Below are 18,398 nucleotides of genomic sequence, written 5' to 3'. Positions count from 1 at the left end.
CGGGGCCGGTGGAACGTGGGGTCCGCTCAGGCGGGGAGTACGACGACGAAGCGCTGCGGCTCCTCGCCCTCGGACTCACTGCTCAGGCCCGCAGCCTTGACGGCGTCGTGCACGACCTTGCGCTCGAACGGGCTCATCGGCTTGAGCTTCACGGGCTCGCCGGTGCTCCGGGCCTCCGCCGCGGCCTTGGCGCCCAGCTCGGACAGCTCGGTCCGCTTCTGGGCGCGGTAGCCCGCGACGTCCAGCATCAGACGGCTGCGGTCGCCGGTCTCCCGGTGCACGGCCAGCCGCGTCAGCTCCTGGAGCGCCTCCAGCACCTCGCCGTCCCGCCCGACCAGCTTGTGCAGGTCACGGGTGCCGGCGTCACTGATGATCGAGACAGAGGCGCGGTCGGCCTCGACGTCCATGTCGATGTCGCCGTCGAGGTCGGCGATGTCCAGCAGACCCTCGAGGTAGTCCGCCGCGATCTCGCCCTCCTGCTCCAGGCGGGTCAGGGCGTCTGCGCCCTCGGCAGCGGCGGAGGTGGTGCCTTCCGTCACGGGATGGGCTCCTTCTTACTTCTTGGACGGGGACTTGGGGCGCTGCGGGCCCTTGCGCTGGCCGGACTGGGCCTTGCTGCGGGTGCCGCCCGCCGACTTGGCGGCAGGCTTCTTGGCAGCGGCGGGAGGAGTGTCCTGCGGTACGTCGGACTCGCTCTCCGGCTCGGCCTTGGTCAGCGAGGGGGCCTGCTCGGAGTCGTCGGCGCCTGCTGCCTTGGCCCCGCCCTGGCGCTGGGCCTTGCTCTGCCGCTTGGGCTGCTGGCGCCGGGGAGTGGTGCCGGCCGTGGTGGTGACCGTGCCGTCCTCGGTCTCCACGACGGTGGCGGCGTCGCTCTTGATCACGGTGCCGTCGGCCTGGGCCGCCAGACCGGCCTTGGTCAGGCTGTTGACGAACTTGCGCTCGAACTCGTTGCGGTCGCGGCCCTTGGCGACGATCGCCTTGACGATGGCCTTCTCGCCCCGGTTGCGGGTCTTGCCGTGGTGCGTGACGTGCTTGTACAGGCGCTCCAGGTAGGCGGCCTGGGCCTTGGAACCCGGGGTCGGGTTGTTGTGGATCACGTACATCTGCTGGCCCATGGTCCACACGTTGGTGGTCAGCCAGTAGACAAGGACACCGACCGGGAAGCGGATGCCGAAGAAGGCGAACATGATGGGGAAGACGTACATCAGCATCTTCTGCTGCTGCATGAACGGCGTCTTCACCGTGGTGTCGACGTTCTTCGTCATCAGCTGGCGCTGCGTGTAGAACTGCGACGCCGACATCAGGACGATCATGATCGCGGTGACGACCCGGACGTCGGTCAGCGAGGCGCCGAGCTTCTGCACCGTGTCGGCGCCGTCCAGGAACTTCGCGGCGAGCGGCGCGCCGAAGATGTGCGCCTGGCGGGCGCTCTCCAGCAGCGAGTCGTTGATGACGCCGATCTTCTTGCCCGAGGCGATGCCGTTGAGCACGTGGTACAGGGCGAAGAAGAACGGGGACTGCGCCAGGATGGGAAGGCACGAGGAGAGCGGGTTGGTGCCCGCCTCCTTGTACAGCTTCATCATCTCTTCGGACTGGCGCTGCTTGTCGTTCTTGTAGCGCTCCTGGATCTTCTTCATCTCCGGCTGGAGCGTCTGCATCGCCCGTGTCGCCTTGATCTGCTTCACGAAGAGCGGGATCAGGCAGATACGGATGAGGATCACCAGGGACACGATGGACAGGCCCCAGGCCCAGCCGGTATCCGGTCCGAAGATCGCCCCGTACACCGTGTGGAACTGGACGATGACCCAGGAGACGGGCCAGGTGATGAAACTGAAGAAACTGGCAATCGTGTCCACTAATCATGCTCCTTGGGCATGGGACGAGGTCTTCGCGGCCGGGCTCGGCGGGAGGTCCCCGTCGGTGGCCGGTTCGGCGGCGGAGGGCCCGCCCTTGCGCGCACGCCAGGCGGCACGCAGCGATTCGTGCCACCGCGGGCGCTTGCGCGGAGGAACGTGGTCCACACCGCCCAGCGACCACGGGTTGCAGCGCAGGATGCGCCAGGCGGTGAGTGCCGTTCCCTTGACGGCGCCGTGCCGGTCGATGGCCGTGTAGCCATAGTGGGAGCACGACGGGTAGTACTTGCAGACCGGCCCGAGCAGTGGACTGATCGTCCACTGGTACAGCTTGATCAGGGCCAGCAGCGGGTACTTCATCGCGTGCCCCCTCCCAGCAGTCGTTGAAGGGCGGCATCCAGGTCGCGGGCCAGTTGCGCGTGATCGGCGTCGCCCGCACCGGGTAGCGCTCGTACGACTACCAGGCTACCGGGGGGCAACTGGTCGACCCGGTCGCGCATCAGATGGCGAAGCCTTCGCTTCACCGTGTTGCGCACGACCGCGCCGCCCACTGCCTTGCTCACGACGAAACCCGCACGCGTCGGGGGAGCGCTCTCCCCAGGCGCGTGCGGGTCCGTTGCACCGCTACGAAGATGGACGACGAGGAGTGGGCGGCCGGCCCGGCGTCCTCGTCGTACCGCGGTCGCGAAGTCCTCGCGCCGCCTCAGCCGGTTCTCGGTGGGCAGCACGACGGCATGACCTGACCGGGATCAGGCGGACAGACGGGCGCGACCCTTGCTACGGCGGGACGCGAGAATCGCGCGGCCGGCACGGGTGCGCATACGCAGCCGGAAGCCGTGGGTCTTCGCGCGACGACGGTTGTTCGGCTGGAAGGTGCGCTTGCTCACTCGGGGGCTCCAGAAAGAATCGGTAGTGGCGGGGTGCCGTCCTGGCTGTCACCGTGCGCCCACGATCAGCTCGTAGTCACGCGCGTGTGCACCGCTTGACCGATCACCTTGACGCGATCTGTGCCCTTCGGAGGCAGGCGGCAGCAGCCATCGACAACTCGACCTGGTTACGGTACGCGCGGCTAGGCCATCCGGTCAAACCGCGCAGCGCCGGGACACACTTGTCCACAGCCTGGGGACAACAACTTGAACGGTACCCGCCGCGCTGACTACCGTGGGCGGACTCCCCTTCGTTCCCTTGTCCCCCGTTTACATCCCGACCCGTCCCGAACCACACGTTCGTGGGACCCCGTGAGAGAGCGTGCCCTGTGGCTGACGTACCTGCCGATCTTGCCGCAGTGTGGCCACGCGTACTGGAGCAGCTCCTCGGCGAGGGCCGGGGGCAGGGGCTGGAGACCAAGGACGGACGCTGGATCCGCCGCTGCCAGCCGCTCGCGCTGGTCGCGGACACCGCGCTGCTCGCCGTGCCGAACGAATTCGCGAAGAACGTCCTGGAGGGCCGTCTGGCCCCGGTCGTCAGCGAGAGCCTGAGCCGCGAGTGCGGCCGGCCGATCCGCATCGCGATCACCGTCGACAGCTCCATCGGCGAGTCCCAGCCCCCCGCACCGGCGGGCCAGCAGGCCCCCCCGGCCTCGAAGCAGCGCTACGACGAGTACGGGGAGTACGGGGAGTACGAGGAGCAGGAACTCCCCACCGGCCAGGGCGGATACGAGGGCTACGGCCGGCACCGGGCCGACACCCGCCGCCCGGACCGCCCGGACCGCCCCGATCACGCCGAGCGGCGCGACCAGCACGACCACCCCGACCGCTCCGACCGCCCGGAGCGGCACGACCGGCGCGAGCGGCAGGACCGCCCCGGCCGCGGCGACGAGCACCCCGGCGGCTCAGGCAAGAGCGGCGCGAGCGGCGATCCGCTGCCCCCGCGCACCGGCCCGGCCGACGGCGCTGACCAGTTGCCGACCGCCCGCCCCGCCTATCCCGCGGAGTACGGCGACTACCAGCGCCCCGCGCCCGGGGCCTGGCCGCGCCCCGCCCAGGACGACTACGGCTGGCAGCAGCAGCGGCTCGGCTTCCCGGAGCGGGACCCGTACGCGTCGCCCGCCCAGGAGCCGTACGGCGCACGCGACCAGTACGGACCGCAGGAGAGCTACGGCGCGCCCGAGGGGTACGGCGGCGCCAAGGACGCGTACGGCTCCGCGAAGGACACGTACGGCGGCGGGCACGAGCCCTATCCGCCGTCCCAGGAGTACTCCCCGTCCCAGGACTACCGTCCGCGTCCGGTGGAGCGCCCCGCGTACGACCCCTCGCGCTCCGACTACGACTCCGGCCGGTCCGAGTACGACCAGCGCGACCCGGTCCGCCGGGAGCTGCCCGAGCCGCCGCCCGGCGGCGGGCCCGCGCACCGCGGCGGTCCGGCGGTCCCGCCCTCGTCCGGCGGCGGCTCAGGACACGCGGCCGGGCACGCGGCGCAGGGCCACGGGCCGGGCGAGCCGACCGCGCGGCTCAACCCGAAGTACCTCTTCGACACGTTCGTCATCGGCGCGTCCAACCGGTTCGCGCACGCCGCCGCCGTGGCCGTCGCCGAGGCACCCGCCAAGGCGTACAACCCGCTGTTCATCTACGGCGAGTCGGGCCTCGGCAAGACGCACCTGCTGCACGCGATCGGGCACTACGCGCGCAGCCTCTACCCGGGCACGCGCGTGCGGTACGTCAGCTCGGAGGAGTTCACCAACGAGTTCATCAACTCCATCCGCGACGGCAAGGGCGACAGCTTCCGCAAGCGCTACCGCGAGATGGACATCCTCCTCGTCGACGACATCCAGTTCCTGGCGGACAAGGAGTCGACGCAGGAGGAGTTCTTCCACACCTTCAACACGCTGCACAACGCCAACAAGCAGATCGTGCTGTCCTCGGACCGGCCGCCCAAGCAGCTGGTCACCCTGGAGGACCGGCTGCGCAACCGCTTCGAGTGGGGCCTGATCACCGACGTCCAGCCGCCCGAGCTGGAGACGCGCATCGCGATCCTGCGCAAGAAGGCGGTGCAGGAACAGCTCAACGCCCCGCCGGAGGTGCTGGAGTTCATCGCCTCCCGCATCTCGCGCAACATCCGCGAGCTGGAGGGGGCGCTGATCCGGGTCACGGCGTTCGCCTCGCTGAACCGGCAGCCGGTGGACCTGGGGCTGACGGAGATCGTTCTCAAGGACCTCATCCCCGGCGGCGAGGACAGCGCGCCAGAGATCACGGCGCCGGCCATCATGGCGGCCACGGCCGACTACTTCGGCCTCACGGTCGAGGATCTGTGCGGTACCTCGCGCGGCCGGGCGCTGGTCACGGCACGGCAGATCGCCATGTACCTGTGCCGCGAGCTGACCGACCTGTCGCTGCCGAAGATCGGCGCGCAGTTCGGCGGCCGCGACCACACGACCGTCATGCACGCCGACCGTAAGATCCGCGCGCTGATGGCCGAGCGGCGCTCCATCTACAACCAGGTCACCGAGCTGACCAACCGCATCAAGAACGGCTGAGCACCCGCCGCACGGCGGCACGGCACAGCACGCACAGCACGGCACAGCACGGCACAGGACGACACGAGGGCGCCCCCGCGGAACGGATCCGCGGGGGCGCCCTTCGCAGTGCCCAGGAGGCCGGCACCGGCGGGAAGGCTCCCGACCGCCCGCCGACCGGCTTCGGACGGCCGGGCGCCGGGCGGTCGGGACGCGATCGGCGCCCGGCCGCACCTCGCCCACCAGTCCCCGCTGTTCGATTACTCGCCGGGTTACGGCCGCCCTCCACAGATTGGGCGACTTTCTTCCGTCCACATGCTGGGGACTGGGGAGTTGTCCCGAACGGCGTCCACAGGCAGGCCGCGGATCGGGCGTCCGCCCAGCTCAGCCCCCTGTGGAATCGTGGACGAAGGATCTCCACAGGCTGTGGACGAAGCGGAGATCCACAGGCTGTGCGTGAAGTTGTCCACGGACAACCCACAGGCTGTGGCCGGTTGTCCCCAATGATCGGCTGCTTCTCCACATGGTTGTCCACTGTTCGGCAACGCGACGCACCTGGTCACCGTGTCGAGTGAAAGCCGTCACACCAAGGTGCCGGATTGGGGTGTGGGAAACGTGGGTAAACCTGGGGACGCAGCTGGGGAGAACTGCCCTCGATCTGTGGGTTAGGTGTGCAGAACTTTCTGTTCTCCACAGAGACCCCGAGTTGTCCACCGGCTCCACCCACAGGGGCAGTGGACAAAATTCCTGCGCTGAGCTGGGCAAACGTGGTTATCCACGGTATCCACAGCCCCTACTACTACTCCCAACCAGTAAGAGAGCGGAATCCGTTTCGAAGCGGGTCCTGTGCACAACTCGCGCTCTCGAGCCCGGCCGCCCCCCGGAGCGACTTGACCCCGACCGGCACCTACTGTCAGTGCGGTGCGTCAGACTGGTCCCCGGTGCTCCTCCCGTCACAGCGGGCGGTGACACCGAGTCGGAGGACTCAGTAGCAACAGCAGGAGGCGGCTTACGGTGAAGATCCGGGTGGAACGCGACGTACTCGCGGAGGCAGTGGCCTGGGCGGCACGCAGCCTCCCGGCCCGTCCGCCGGCGCCTGTTCTCGCCGGCCTGCTGCTGAAGGCGGAGGACGGCCAGCTGAGCCTGTCGAGCTTCGACTACGAGGTCTCCGCGCGCGTCTCGGTGGACGCCGAGGTCGAGGAGGAGGGCACCGTCCTGGTCTCCGGCCGGCTGCTCGCCGACATCTCCCGCGCGCTCCCCAACCGGCCGGTGGAGATTTCCACAGACGGTGTACGGGCGACGGTGGTCTGCGGCTCCTCGCGCTTCACCCTTCACACCCTGCCTGTGGAGGAGTACCCGGCCCTGCCCCAGATGCCGAACGCCACCGGCACGGTCCCCGGCGAGGTCTTCGCCTCCGCGGTGCAGCAGGTCGCCATCGCCGCCGGCCGCGACGACACGCTGCCCGTGCTCACCGGTGTCCGCATCGAGATCGAGGGCGACACGGTCACCCTGGCCTCCACCGACCGCTACCGCTTCGCGGTCCGCGAGTTCCTGTGGAAGCCGGAGAACCCGGACGTCTCCGCGGTCGCCCTGGTGCCCGCCAAGACGCTCCAGGACACCGCCAAGGCGCTGACCAGCGGCGACAGCGTCATCCTCGCGCTCTCGGGCTCGGGTGCGGGCGAGGGCCTGATCGGCTTCGAGGGCGCGGGCCGCCGGACGACCACCCGCCTGCTCGAAGGCGACCTCCCGAAGTACCGCACGCTGTTCCCCACCGAGTTCAACAGCGTCGCCGTCATCGAGACCGCCCCCTTCGTGGAGGCCGTCAAGCGCGTGGCCCTGGTCGCCGAGCGCAACACCCCGGTGCGGCTCAGCTTCGAGCAGGGCGTGCTCATCCTGGAGGCCGGCTCCAGCGACGACGCACAGGCTGTGGAAAGGGTCGACGCCCAGCTGGAGGGCGACGACATCTCCATCGCCTTCAACCCGACGTTCCTGCTGGACGGCCTGAGCGCCATCGACTCCCCGGTCGCCCAGCTGTCGTTCACCACGTCCACCAAGCCCGCGCTGCTCAGCGGCAAGCCGGCCGTGGACGCCGAGGCGGACGAGGCGTACAAGTACCTGATCATGCCGGTCCGCCTGAGCGGCTGAGCGGCCTGTCCGGGCCCGACGGTGGGGCGTACGCGCGTACGTATGAGCGCGTATGCCCACGGATGTGCCCGAGCGTCCGGGTCTAGGCTCGGACCCGGGCACTCAAGTGCCCCCACATCACGTCGGACACCTAAGGACACAACTGATGGAGCTCGGTCTCGTCGGCCTCGGCAAGATGGGCGGCAACATGCGCGAGCGGATACGCCGCGCGGGCCACACCGTCTTCGGATACGACCGCAACCCCGACCTCGCGGACGTCCACAGCCTGCAAGAGCTTGTGGACAAGCTGGACGGCCCGCGCGTGGTCTGGGTGATGGTCCCGGCCGGAGCCCCGACCCAGTCGACCATCGACGAGCTGGCCGAGCTGCTCGAACCGGGTGACGTGGTCGTGGACGGCGGCAACTCCCGCTGGACGGACGACGAGAAGCACGCGAAGCAGCTGGCCGCCAAGGGCATCGGCTTCGTCGACTGCGGCGTCTCCGGCGGCGTGTGGGGCCTGGAGAACGGCTACGCGCTGATGTACGGCGGCGACCAGGAGCACGTCGACCGGGTGCTGCCGGTCTTCGACGCGCTCAAGCCGGAGGGCGACTTCGGCTCGGTCCACGCGGGCAGGGTGGGCGCGGGCCACTTCGCGAAGATGGTCCACAACGGCATCGAGTACGCGATGATGCAGGCGTACGCCGAGGGCTGGGAGCTGCTGGAGAAGGTCGACTCCGTGGACAACGTCCGCGAGGTCTTCCGGTCCTGGCAGGAGGGCACCGTCATCCGCTCCTGGCTGCTCGACCTCGCCGTCAACGCGCTGGACGACGACGAGCACCTGGAGAAGCTGCGCGGCTTCGCCCAGGACTCCGGTGAAGGGCGCTGGACGGTGGAGGCGGCCATCGACAACGCCGTGCCGCTGCCCGCGATCACGGCCTCGCTGTTCGCCCGGTTCGCCTCCCGCCAGGACGACTCGCCGCAGATGAAGATGATCGCCGCGCTGCGCAACCAGTTCGGCGGCCACGCCGTGGAGAAGAAGTAGTCCGAAGGACGTCGCGGTCCGCGGACCGCGAGGACCCGGGCCCCGGACGGTCCGTACGACACGGGACCGTCCGGCGGTCCACCCGCTGGAGGAGGCCGGCGCACGACCATGCACGTCACGCATCTGTCGCTGGCCGACTTCCGCTCGTACCCCCGGGCGGAGGTCCCGCTGGACCCGGGCGTCACCGCCTTCGTCGGTCCCAACGGCCAGGGCAAGACGAATCTCGTCGAGGCGGTCGGCTACCTCGCCACCCTCGGCAGCCACCGGGTCGCCTCCGACGCCCCCCTCGTCCGCATGGGCGCCGAGCGGGCGGTGATCCGTGCGCAGGTCCGGCAGGGCGAGCGGCAGCAGCTGGTGGAGCTGGAGCTGAACCCCGGCCGCGCCAACCGGGCCCGGATCAACCGGTCCTCGCAGGTCAGACCGCGTGACGTGCTCGGCATCGTGCGGACGGTGCTGTTCGCGCCCGAGGACCTCGCCCTGGTCAAGGGCGACCCCGGGGAGCGCCGCCGCTTCCTCGACGAGCTGGTCACCGCCCGCTCCCCGCGGATGGCGGGCGTCCGCTCCGACTACGAACGCGTTCTCAAGCAGCGCAATACCCTGCTGAAGTCCGCGGCGCTCGCCCGCCGCCACGGCGGGCGCACCATGGACTTGTCCACGCTGGACGTGTGGGACCAGCACCTCGCGCGCGCGGGCGCCGAACTGCTGGCCCAGCGCCTCGACCTGATCGCCACCCTCCAGCCGCTGGCCGACAAGGCGTACGAGCAGCTGGCTCCCGGCGGCGGGCCGGTCGCCCTGGAGTACAAGCCGTCGGCGCCCGGCGACGCGCACACCCGCGAGGACCTGTTCGCGCAGCTCATGGCCGCGCTCGCCGAGGTCCGCAAGCAGGAGATCGAGCGGGGCGTCACCCTGGCCGGCCCGCACCGCGACGACCTGGTGCTCAAGCTCGGGCAACTGCCCGCCAAGGGCTACGCCTCCCACGGCGAGTCCTGGTCCTACGCCCTTGCCCTGCGCCTGGCCTCCTACGACCTGCTGCGCGCCGAGGGCAACGAGCCGGTGCTGGTCCTGGACGACGTCTTCGCCGAGCTGGACGCCCGGCGCCGCGAGCGGCTGGCCGAGCTGGTCGCGCCCGGCGAGCAGGTCCTGGTGACGGCGGCGGTCGACGACGACGTACCGCATGTGCTGGCGGGTACGCGGTTCACCGTGTCGGACGGGACGGTGGAGCGCGTATGAGCGGCGGGAACGATCCGGCGGCCGGTGCCGGGAAGGCCGCCGACGCGGCGCGGGCGCCCAAGGCGTCCGGGCGGGCCCCCGAGCCCTCCGGCGTCGACCTCGCGCGCGTGGCGCTGCGCGCGGCCAAGGAGGCGGCACGCGCGCGTGGGGACGCGACGCGGCAGAAGAAGCAGGCGCGGCGCGGCGGCGGTCTGCGCTCGGGCGCCCGCGCCGACGGCCGGGACCCGATGGCGCTCGGGGCGGCCATCAACCGGCTGATCACCGAGCGCGGCTGGGAGACCCCGGCCGCGGTCGGCGGGGTGATGGGCCGCTGGCCGCAGATCGTGGGCGCGGACGTCGCCAAGCACTGCGTGCCGGAGCGGTACGACGAGGACGAGCGGGTGCTGGCCGTGCGCTGCGACTCGACGGCCTGGGCGACGAACCTGCGGCTGCTCGCGCCGAACCTGGTCGCCCGGCTCAACGAGGACCTCGGGCACGGCGCGGTCCGGCTGATCAAGGTGCACGGCCCCGGTGCGGGGCCCCGGCGCTACGGTCCGCTGCGCGCGCCCGGCAGCAAGGGACCCGGCGACACCTACGGGTGAAATGCCCTCTTTGTACGTCGGGGTGCGGGTGATGCGGCGCCCGTGGGGCGATCGGCGGACCATCGCCCGAAAAGGTGACAGAGATCACATCATGCGGTCACGGAGGGCTGTCGGCGGACCGGTCGCAGCACCTGGTCGCGCAACCGCACGCGCTTGCGAATCCTGACCTGACCCCGGAGTAGCGAAGGGTTGACATCCGGAAGCGCTGAGTGCCGCTGTGAGCCTCTTGGGGCCCCCTTCCGCATATCGGGACCCGGCGAAGGCCGGTTCAGGGCGCCACATGCGGACTCAGGTACCGGCAAACCCCCATCAGTGTCGGCGCTACCGGTAGACTGGGAGCAGATCCCGCCCCGACCGTGGGGACCGTCCGGGAAAAGCTGAGCAACGCTGATCAAAGGCTTACCAACGCAACATGCCGCAGCCGCTCCGGCGACCCTCCCCCAAAGGGGGCACCCCCAGGAGCCCGGCTCGTGCTGTGCCAGAAAGGGCGCTTCGTGGCCGATTCCGGCAACCCCAACGAGAACATCCCGTCCACCGACGCCGACGCCCAGCCGTCGGCCGCCTCTTTGCACAGTGAGGCCACGGCCTCGTACGACGCCAGCGCCATCACCGTCCTGGAGGGTCTGGACGCGGTCCGCAAGCGACCCGGTATGTACATCGGCTCCACCGGTGAGCGCGGTCTGCACCACCTCGTGTACGAGGTCGTCGACAACTCGGTCGACGAGGCGCTGGCCGGGCACGCGGACACCATCGACGTGACGATCCTGCCCGACGGCGGGGTCCGCGTCGTGGACAACGGCCGCGGTATCCCGGTGGGCATCGTCCCCTCCGAGGGCAAGCCCGCCCTGGAGGTCGTGCTCACCGTGCTGCACGCGGGCGGCAAGTTCGGCGGGGGCGGCTACGCGGTCTCCGGCGGTCTGCACGGCGTCGGCGTCTCCGTGGTGAACGCCCTGTCGTCCAAGGTCTCCGTCGAGGTCAGGACCGACGGGCACCGCTGGACCCAGGAATACAAGATGGGCGTCCCCACCGCCCCCCTGGACCGGCACGAGGAGACCGAGGAGACCGGCACCTCGGTCACCTTCTGGGCCGACCCGGACATCTTCGAGACCACCGAGTACTCCTTCGAGACGCTGTCGCGGCGCTTCCAGGAGATGGCCTTCCTCAACAAGGGCCTGACGATCCGGCTGACCGACGAGCGCGAGTCGGCCAAGGCCACCACCGGCGCGGACGAGGCGGGCGCGGACCAGAAGGACGAGGTCAAGTCCGTCACGTACCACTACGAGGGCGGCATCGTCGACTTCGTGAAGTACCTCAACTCCCGCAAGGGAGAGGTGGTGCACCCCACGATCATCGACCTGGAGGCCGAGGACCGGGACAAGAGCCTGTCCCTGGAAGTCGCCATGCAGTGGAACGGCGGCTACAGCGAGGGTGTGTACTCGTTCGCCAACATCATCCACACGCATGAGGGCGGTACGCACGAGGAGGGCTTCCGGGCGGCCCTCACCAGCCTGATCAACAAGTACGCGCGCGACAAGAAGCTGCTGCGCGACAAGGACGACAACCTCACGGGCGACGACATCCGCGAGGGCCTGACCGCGATCATCTCGGTCAAGCTGAGCGAGCCGCAGTTCGAGGGCCAGACGAAGACCAAGCTGGGCAACACCGAGGCGAAGACCTTCGTCCAGCGCGCCGTCTACGAACACCTGAACGACTGGCTGGACCGCAACCCGGTCGAGGCGGCGGACATCATCCGCAAGGGCATCCAGGCGGCCACCGCGCGCGTGGCGGCCCGCAAGGCCCGCGACCTCACCCGCCGCAAGGGCCTGCTGGAGTCCGCCTCGCTGCCGGGCAAGCTCTCGGACTGCCAGTCGAACGACCCCACCAAGTGCGAGATCTTCATCGTCGAGGGCGACTCCGCCGGCGGCTCGGCCAAGTCCGGCCGCAACCCGGAGTACCAGGCGATCCTGCCCATCCGCGGCAAGATCCTCAACGTCGAGAAGGCGCGGATCGACAAGATCCTCCAGAACCAGGAGATCCAGGCGCTGATCTCCGCGTTCGGCACGGGTGTGCACGAGGACTTCGACATCGAGAAGCTCCGCTATCACAAGATCATCCTGATGGCGGACGCCGACGTCGACGGCCAGCACATCAACACCCTGCTGCTGACCTTCCTGTTCCGCTTCATGCGGCCGCTGGTCGAGGCCGGCCATGTGTTCCTGTCCCGCCCCCCGCTGTACAAGATCAAGTGGGGCCGGGAGGACGTCGAGTACGCCTACTCCGACCGCGAGCGCGACGCGCTCCTGGAGATGGGCCGCCAGCGCGGCAAGCGGGTGCGCGAGGACTCGATCCAGCGCTTCAAGGGCCTCGGCGAGATGAACGCCGAGGAACTGCGTGTGACCACCATGGACCAGGAGCACCGTGTGCTCGGCCAGGTCACCCTCGACGACGCCGCCCAGGCCGACGACCTGTTCTCGGTCCTGATGGGCGAGGACGTCGAGGCCCGCCGCCAGTTCATCCAGCGCAATGCCAAGGACGTCCGCTTCCTCGACATCTGAGTCGGTCTCAGCTGACCGCACCAGGAAGGATCCTCACCAGCAATGGCCGACGAGAACACTCCAGTCACCCCTGAAGAGGGCGGCGACATCGCCATGCGCATCGAGCCCGTCGGGCTCGAGACGGAGATGCAGCGCTCGTACCTCGACTACGCGATGTCCGTCATCGTCTCGCGTGCGCTGCCCGACGTCCGGGACGGTCTCAAGCCCGTCCACCGGCGTGTGCTGTACGCCATGTACGACGGCGGCTACCGCCCCGAGCGCGGCTTCTACAAGTGCGCCCGCGTCGTCGGCGACGTCATGGGCAACTACCACCCGCACGGCGACTCCTCGATCTACGACGCGCTGGTCCGCCTGGCGCAGCCGTGGGCGATGCGGATGCCGCTGGTGGACTCCAACGGCAACTTCGGCTCGCCGGGCAACGACCCGGCGGCGGCCATGCGCTACACCGAGTGCAAGATGGCGCCGCTGTCGATGGAGATGGTCCGCGACATCGACGAGGAGACCGTCGACTTCACGGACAACTACGACGGCCGCTCCCAGGAGCCGACCGTCCTGCCCGCCCGCTTCCCGAACCTGCTGATCAACGGCTCGGCCGGCATCGCGGTCGGCATGGCGACCAACATCCCGCCGCACAACCTGCGCGAGGTCGCCGCCGGTGCCCAGTGGTGCCTGGAGAACCCGGACGCCTCGCACGAGGAGCTGCTCGACGCGCTCATCGAGCGCATCAAGGGCCCCGACTTCCCGACCGGCGCGCTGGTCGTCGGCCGCAAGGGCATCGAGGAGGCGTACCGCACCGGCCGCGGCTCCATCACCATGCGCGCGGTCGTCGAGGTCGAGGAGATCCAGAACCGGCAGTGCCTGGTCGTCACCGAGCTGCCGTACCAGACCAACCCGGACAACCTCGCGCAGAAGATCGCCGACCTGGTGAAGGACGGCAAGATCGGCGGCATCGCGGACGTCCGCGACGAGACCAGCTCGCGCACGGGCCAGCGCCTGGTCATCGTCCTCAAGCGGGACGCGGTCGCCAAGGTCGTCCTGAACAACCTCTACAAGCACACCGACCTCCAGACCAACTTCGGCGCCAACATGCTGGCCCTGGTCGACGGCGTGCCGCGCACCCTCTCGCTGGACGCGTTCATCCGCCACTGGGTGACGCACCAGATCGAGGTCATCGTCCGCAGGACCCGCTTCCGGCTGCGCAAGGCCGAGGAGCGCGCGCACATCCTGCGCGGCCTGCTGAAGGCCCTGGACGCCATCGACGAGGTCATCGCCCTCATCCGGCGCAGCGCGACCGTGGACGTGGCGCGCGAGGGCCTGATGGGCCTGCTGGATATCGACGAGATCCAGGCCAACGCCATCCTGGAGATGCAGCTGCGCCGGCTGGCCGCCCTGGAGCGCCAGAAGATCGTCCAGGAGCACGACGAGCTCCAGGCGAAGATCACCGAGTACAACGCGATCCTGGCCTCCCCGGTCCGCCAGCGCGGCATCGTCAGCGAGGAGCTGGCCGCGATCGTCGAGAAGTACGGCGACGACCGCAAGACCAAGCTCATCCCGTACGAGGGCGACATGTCCATCGAGGACCTGATCGCCGAGGAGGACATCGTCGTCACGGTCACCCGCGGCGGCTACATCAAGCGGACCAAGACCGACGACTACCGCGCCCAGAAGCGCGGCGGCAAGGGCGTGCGCGGCGCGAAGCTCAAGGAAGACGACATCGTCGACCACTTCTTCGTCTCCACCACGCACCACTGGCTGCTGTTCTTCACGAACAAGGGCCGGGTGTACCGGGCGAAGGCGTACGAGCTGCCGGACGCCGGGCGGGACGCGCGCGGCCAGCACGTGGCGAACCTGCTGGCCTTCCAGCCGGACGAGGCCATCGCCGAGATCCTGGCGATCCGCGACTACGAGGCGGCCCCCTACCTGGTGCTCGCCACCAAGGCCGGACTGGTCAAGAAGACGCCTCTGAAGGATTACGATTCGCCTCGCTCGGGCGGCGTCATCGCGATCAACCTGCGCGAGGGCCAGGACGGCGCCGACGACGAGCTGATCGGCGCCGAGCTGGTCTCGGCCGACGACGACCTGCTGCTCATCAGCAGGAAGGCGCAGTCGATCAGGTTCACCGCCTCGGACGACACCCTGCGGCCCATGGGCCGTGCCACCTCGGGTGTGAAGGGCATGAGCTTCCGCGAGAGCGACGAACTGCTGTCGATGAATGTGGTGCGAGCCGGTACGTTCGTGTTCACTGCCACCGACGGCGGGTACGCCAAGCGGACCCGGGTCGACGAGTACCGCGTCCAGGGCCGCGGCGGCCTCGGCATCAAGGCCGCCAAGATCGTGGAGGACCGCGGTTCGCTCGTGGGCGCGCTGGTGGTCGAGGAGAGCGACGAGATCCTCGCCATCACACTCTCGGGCGGAGTGATTCGCACGCGAGTCAGCGAGGTCAGGGAGACGGGCCGTGACACCATGGGCGTCCAACTGATCAACCTGGGCAAGCGCGATGCCGTCGTCGGTATCGCACGTAACGCCGAGGCGGGACGCGAGGCGGAGGAAGTCGACGGCGACGTGGCCGTGGACGAGGCCGTCGAGGGTGCCGCGACCACCGGCACGGACGAGGGTGAGGCGCCCTCGGCCGAGTAGCACGAGGAGTGAGTCATCGTGAGCGGAGCCACGGGCGCCGGATCGTCCGGTACCTCCACTGGTACGGAATCGGGCGGCGGCCGTGGCTCCGCCGCGCGTGCGACGGACTCGCACACCACCAACCTGAACGCGATCAAGTCGCCCGCGACCGACTCGCACTCTCCCACGCACGGATCCCAGGGGGGAACGGTGACGGACACCAGAGGCCCGCAGACGCAGGGTCAGCCCGGGGAGGCCCAGCAGCACGCTGCGGCCTCCCCGCTGCCCGGGGAGCGGCAGCCGCAGCAGCACGGCGGCCCGTACCACCCGCCCCAGGCCTACCCGGCGGCCGGCGCGGACCGGTCCGGCACCGTGCGCAGGCCGCGCACCGGCGCCAGGACCACCCCGCGCACCCGCAAGGCGCGGCTGCGGGTGGCCAAGGCCGACCCGTGGTCGGTGATGAAGGTCAGCTTCCTGCTCTCCATCGCGCTGGGCATCTGCACCGTCGTGGCCTCCGCCGTGCTGTGGATGGTCATGAACGCGATGGGCGTCTTCTCGACGGTCGGCGGGACCATCTCGGAGGCGACCGGCTCCACCGAGTCGAACGGCTTCGACCTCCAGTCCTTCCTCTCCCTGCCGCACGTCCTGATGTTCGCGGCGATCATCGCGGTCATCGACGTCGTCCTGGCGACGGCGCTGGCGACCCTCGGCGCCTTCATCTACAACCTCTCGGCGGGCTTCGTCGGCGGCATCGAACTGACGCTGGCCGAGGACGAGTGAGGCGTCGTCCGTAGCGATCTCCGGCGGCCCCTCGTGGGCCGCCGTAGCCCGTCCTCCCACCGATTTTGGGACTGCCCCCGTCGTGCGCTAATCTTCAGGGGTCAGCGCGCGGGACATACACCGCAGAGCGCGGCGGGGCTATAGCTCAGTTGGTTAGAGCGCATCCCTGATAAGGATGAGGCCACAGGTTCAAATCCTGTTAGCCCCACCAGCACGAAGACCCCCAGCCGGTACCGGTTGGGGGTCTTTGACATCCACGGCTGACATCAGCCGATGAGCGGGTCTTCCAGAAGTTCTGCGAGGAGTGCGACCGCTTCGCGCTCGTCGTCGCCCACCACGTGGGTGTAGACGTCCATGGTCATACTGATCTGGCTGTGCCGGAGGATCGCCTGGGCAACCTTGGGGTGCACCTTCAGGAAGGCGAGCAGGGTGCCGCAGGTGTGCCGGGCGAGCCGGACCGTGATGCGGCGGACGCCGGCGCGCTTCACGAGGCGGTCGAAGGTCCGCGAGAAGCCCACCGGGTCGATCATGCCGCCGCGCTCCGAGGAGAAGATCAAGTCATGATCCGGCTCCTGCGACCAGTGCTCACCGGCGATCTTTCGTTCCAGCTCTTGCAGCTCCCGCCGCTCCTCCAAGGCGCGGGCGCAGAACTCGGGGAGGGGAAGCACGGCCTGTGAGGACTCGGTCTTGAGGTCCTTGAGGACCAGCCCGGCGCCCTTGACACGCTGCACCTGCTTGACCGGGGTGCAGTGGCGAGCCTCGAAGTCGATGTCCTGCCAGCGCAGGCCTAGGACCTCACTGCGACGGAGCCCCAGCACGAGGACCAGGACGCACGCCGCGTAGAGACGGTGAGCGCGGGACGCCCGGAGGAAGGCGACAGCCTCACGCGCGGTCCATGCCTTGCCCTTGTCCTTGCTCACCTTGGGCATGTCCACCAGGAGGGCGACGTTGCGCGTCAGGATCTCCTCACGGATGGCCCGGTTCAGAGCGTTGCGCAGCACCCGCAGCACCTCGAAACGGGTGGCAGCCCCAACTTCCTCACGTTTCAGTGCGGCCATGAACGTGCGGATCTGCGCTGGCGTGAGCTTGGTCAACGGCTTCTTGGCCAGGCGCGGCAGCAGGTACAGCCTGATCTTGGACTCGTACTTGACGTAGGTGTTGTGCTCCCGTTCCGGCTTGACGATGTGCTCCAGCCAGTAGGCCAGCCACTCACCGAGCGTCCAGGCCCGAGAGGGCACCGGAATGCCGTTCCGCTCCTGCTCCTGGAGCTTGCCGAGCTTCTCGTTGGCCTCGTCCCAGGTCGCGCCGTAGACGTACTTCCGGACACGGTTGCCGTCCGTGTCGGTGACGTACGCGGCGCCCTGATAGCGACCGTCCTTGCGCTTGGCGATGGTGCCCCCGCCGTTGGGCCGTCGCTTGGCCATCAGGCAGCCTCTCCCATCTGTCCCGTGATGAAGGCGCGCACCGCGTCCGTGGGGATGCGGCGGCAGCCGTCGACCTTGATGGACACCAGCCGACGCGTGCGGATCAGGTCGTAGACCTTGGTGCGGCCGACCTTGAGCCGTTCCATGACCTCGGGAACGGTCAGTAGCTCGGGCATGGCAGTGGTCATGAAGCGGCTCCTTCCAGGTCGAGCAGGGCGGGTAGTTCTTCGCGGGCGGTGTCGCGGTTGGCCCGGATCTCTTGGGCGATGGTGGCGGCGAGCCAGGATTCGCCGGGGGTGTGGCCTTGTCCGGCGTAGGTCCAGTGGGCGAGGACGAGGGTGGAGCCGTCCGGGTCGTCGGGGTCTTCGGGGAGTCCGCGTTCGTGGCGTTCCTGGCGGGCGCGGTAGTCGGCGCGTACCTGGCGGCGTTCGCTGAGGGTGGTGGAGTAGGCGCGGGACTTGGTCATGAAGTGGCCGCGGAAGCCGAGCATGTGGGCCCAGCGCCACAGCAGCCGGTCGGGGTAGGCGTCGTCCAGGGNGTGGCANGCNTCGATCAGGCGGCGGGTGTGCGGGGGCAGTGGCAGGCGGTCGAGTTCGGCCAGCTCCCCGATCCGGCGGTCCACTGTCTCGGTGGCTTCGGCGGCTTTGGTGGCGTATTTGGCGACGTAGGAGGCGACCGCCGTGTCGGTCAGTTCGACACCCTGCAGGCTGCCGATCGGCTGCACGTCCACCTGGGAGCCCCA

At 69.5% G+C, this 18,398-nt stretch carries 16 protein-coding genes and 1 tRNA gene; 9 read left to right on the top strand and 8 right to left on the bottom strand.

Annotated elements, in window-relative coordinates:
* Positions 1-26: 26 nt before the first annotated feature.
* From B086_RS0109685 to rpmH, 5 genes are read right to left on the bottom strand one after another with little or no spacing between them, the layout of a single operon-like run.
* On the bottom strand, positions 27-539 hold the full coding sequence (locus B086_RS0109685; RefSeq protein WP_018566217.1) for a protein jag: 513 nt from the start codon (positions 537-539) through the stop codon (positions 27-29).
* Between the two features lie 15 nt (positions 540-554).
* On the bottom strand, positions 555-1,856 hold the full coding sequence (yidC, locus tag B086_RS0109680) for a membrane protein insertase YidC (protein ID WP_018566216.1): 1,302 nt from the start codon (positions 1,854-1,856) through the stop codon (positions 555-557).
* Between the two features lie 3 nt (positions 1,857-1,859).
* Positions 1,860-2,213 carry a membrane protein insertion efficiency factor YidD gene (yidD, locus tag B086_RS0109675; protein ID WP_018566215.1) on the bottom strand — a complete coding sequence of 118 codons (354 nt, stop codon included), beginning with the start codon at positions 2,211-2,213 and terminating at the stop codon, positions 1,860-1,862.
* Positions 2,210-2,581: a ribonuclease P protein component gene (gene rnpA, locus B086_RS42710; protein ID WP_078510028.1), complete on the bottom strand. Its 372-nt coding sequence runs from the start codon at positions 2,579-2,581 to the stop codon at positions 2,210-2,212. Before rnpA ends, yidD begins: the two co-directional genes overlap by 4 nt.
* A 21-nt stretch (positions 2,582-2,602) precedes the next feature.
* Positions 2,603-2,740 (bottom strand): 50S ribosomal protein L34, encoded by a 138-nt coding sequence (gene rpmH / locus B086_RS42705; protein WP_003956500.1) that lies wholly within the window; start codon positions 2,738-2,740, stop codon positions 2,603-2,605.
* 368 nt (positions 2,741-3,108) lie between these two features.
* Here rpmH and dnaA point away from each other — a divergent pair, with 368 nt between their 5' ends.
* From dnaA to B086_RS0109625, 9 genes are all read left to right on the top strand, one after another.
* Complete coding sequence (dnaA, locus tag B086_RS0109665; protein WP_078531040.1) at positions 3,109-5,325, top strand: chromosomal replication initiator protein DnaA; 2,217 nt, start codon at positions 3,109-3,111, stop codon at positions 5,323-5,325.
* A 993-nt stretch (positions 5,326-6,318) separates the two neighbouring features.
* Positions 6,319-7,449, top strand: coding sequence for a DNA polymerase III subunit beta (dnaN, locus tag B086_RS0109660; RefSeq protein ID WP_018566212.1), 1,131 nt, complete (start codon positions 6,319-6,321; stop codon positions 7,447-7,449).
* A 145-nt stretch (positions 7,450-7,594) separates the two neighbouring features.
* Positions 7,595-8,470 carry a phosphogluconate dehydrogenase (NAD(+)-dependent, decarboxylating) gene (gene gnd, locus B086_RS0109655; RefSeq protein WP_018566211.1) on the top strand — a complete coding sequence of 292 codons (876 nt, stop codon included), beginning with the start codon at positions 7,595-7,597 and terminating at the stop codon, positions 8,468-8,470.
* Between the two features lie 108 nt (positions 8,471-8,578).
* On the top strand, positions 8,579-9,700 hold the full coding sequence (gene recF / locus B086_RS0109650) for a DNA replication/repair protein RecF (protein ID WP_018566210.1): 1,122 nt from the start codon (positions 8,579-8,581) through the stop codon (positions 9,698-9,700).
* Positions 9,697-10,281 (top strand): DUF721 domain-containing protein, encoded by a 585-nt coding sequence (locus B086_RS0109645; protein ID WP_018566209.1) that lies wholly within the window; start codon positions 9,697-9,699, stop codon positions 10,279-10,281. Before recF ends, B086_RS0109645 begins: the two co-directional genes overlap by 4 nt.
* A gap of 494 nt (positions 10,282-10,775) precedes the next feature.
* On the top strand, positions 10,776-12,836 hold the full coding sequence (gyrB, locus tag B086_RS0109640) for a DNA topoisomerase (ATP-hydrolyzing) subunit B (RefSeq protein WP_199790735.1): 2,061 nt from the start codon (positions 10,776-10,778) through the stop codon (positions 12,834-12,836).
* Between the two features lie 42 nt (positions 12,837-12,878).
* Positions 12,879-15,473, top strand: a complete 2,595-nt coding sequence (gene gyrA / locus B086_RS0109635; protein ID WP_018566207.1) for a DNA gyrase subunit A — start codon at positions 12,879-12,881, stop codon at positions 15,471-15,473.
* 18 nt (positions 15,474-15,491) lie between these two features.
* A complete protein-coding gene (locus B086_RS0109630; protein WP_018566206.1) occupies positions 15,492-16,232 on the top strand; it encodes a DUF3566 domain-containing protein in 741 nt (246 codons plus the stop codon).
* Positions 16,233-16,366: 134 nt separating this feature from the next.
* Positions 16,367-16,443 (top strand) — tRNA-Ile (locus B086_RS0109625).
* A gap of 55 nt (positions 16,444-16,498) precedes the next feature.
* Here B086_RS0109625 and B086_RS0109620 read toward each other — a convergent pair.
* The 3 genes from B086_RS0109620 to B086_RS0109610 all read right to left on the bottom strand — a co-directional run.
* A complete protein-coding gene (locus tag B086_RS0109620) occupies positions 16,499-17,656 on the bottom strand; it encodes a tyrosine-type recombinase/integrase (RefSeq protein WP_018566205.1) in 1,158 nt (385 codons plus the stop codon).
* The gene (locus B086_RS0109615; protein WP_018566204.1) at positions 17,656-17,844 is read right to left on the bottom strand and encodes a helix-turn-helix domain-containing protein; all 189 of its coding nucleotides are present in this window, start codon (positions 17,842-17,844) and stop codon (positions 17,656-17,658) included. The genes B086_RS0109620 and B086_RS0109615 overlap by 1 nt, the downstream gene beginning before the upstream one ends.
* The coding region (locus B086_RS0109610) for a replication initiator (protein ID WP_018566203.1) at positions 17,841-18,398 on the bottom strand (558 nt) is incomplete at its 5' end. The genes B086_RS0109610 and B086_RS0109615, both read right to left, overlap by 4 nt.

The sequence above is a fragment of the Streptomyces sp. PsTaAH-124 genome, assembly GCF_000373685.1.
In the GTDB taxonomy this organism is placed as follows: Bacteria; Actinomycetota; Actinomycetes; order Streptomycetales; family Streptomycetaceae; genus Streptomyces; species Streptomyces andamanensis.
The sequence above is the reverse complement of the archived record's forward strand: the minus strand, read 5'-3'. Positions and strand labels throughout refer to the sequence as shown.

Bases quoted from the DNA above. Each gene is read 5' to 3' on its own strand.
- yidD (WP_018566215.1), bottom strand. From the start codon at position 2,213: ATGAAGTACCCGCTGCTGGCCCTGATCAAGCTGTACCAGTGGACGATC.
- gnd (WP_018566211.1), top strand. From the start codon at position 7,595: ATGGAGCTCGGTCTCGTCGGCCTCGGCAAGATGGGCGGCAACATGCGC.
- recF (WP_018566210.1), top strand. From the start codon at position 8,579: ATGCACGTCACGCATCTGTCGCTGGCCGACTTCCGCTCGTACCCCCGG.
- B086_RS0109645 (WP_018566209.1), top strand. From the start codon at position 9,697: ATGAGCGGCGGGAACGATCCGGCGGCCGGTGCCGGGAAGGCCGCCGAC.
- gyrA (WP_018566207.1), top strand. From the start codon at position 12,879: ATGGCCGACGAGAACACTCCAGTCACCCCTGAAGAGGGCGGCGACATC.
- B086_RS0109620 (WP_018566205.1), bottom strand. From the start codon at position 17,656: ATGGCCAAGCGACGGCCCAACGGCGGGGGCACCATCGCCAAGCGCAAG.
- B086_RS0109615 (WP_018566204.1), bottom strand. From the start codon at position 17,844: ATGACCACTGCCATGCCCGAGCTACTGACCGTTCCCGAGGTCATGGAA.